Genomic DNA, 387 nt, shown 5'->3' on the forward strand with positions numbered 1-387 from the left:
ATGCGTTGAGCTAACCGGTACTAATGAACCGTGAGGCTTAACCTTACAACGCCGAAGATGTTTTGGCGGATTTGAGAGAAGATTTTCAGCCTGATACAGATAACATCAGAACGCGAGTGCGGTCTGATAACAGAATTTGCCTGGCGGCMGTAGCGCGGTGGTCCCACCTGACCCCATGCCGAACTCAGAAGTGAAACGCCGTAGCGCCGATGGTAGTGTGGGGTCTCCCCATGYGAGAGTAGGGAACTGCCAGGCATCAAATTAAGCAGTGAACTGATGTAAAAATCAGTGGTTGTAGAAAAATTCGGTGGAGCGGTAGTTCAGTTGGTTAGAATACCTGCCTGTCACGCAGGGGGTCGCGGGTTCGAGTCCCGTCCGTTCCGCCAC

General features: G+C 52.5%; 1 tRNA gene and 1 rRNA gene. Both read left to right on the plus strand.

Features of this window, described 5'->3' with window-relative positions:
• The first annotated feature begins 139 nt into the window (after positions 1–139).
• A 5S ribosomal RNA gene (rrf, locus tag KE671_RS22655) occupies positions 140–255 on the plus strand.
• 54 nt (positions 256–309) lie between these two features.
• Positions 310–386 (plus strand) — tRNA-Asp (locus KE671_RS22660).
• Position 387 lies beyond the last annotated feature (1 nt).

This window comes from Citrobacter amalonaticus, from assembly GCF_018252635.1.
GTDB lineage: Bacteria > Pseudomonadota > Gammaproteobacteria > Enterobacterales > Enterobacteriaceae > Citrobacter_A > Citrobacter_A amalonaticus_E.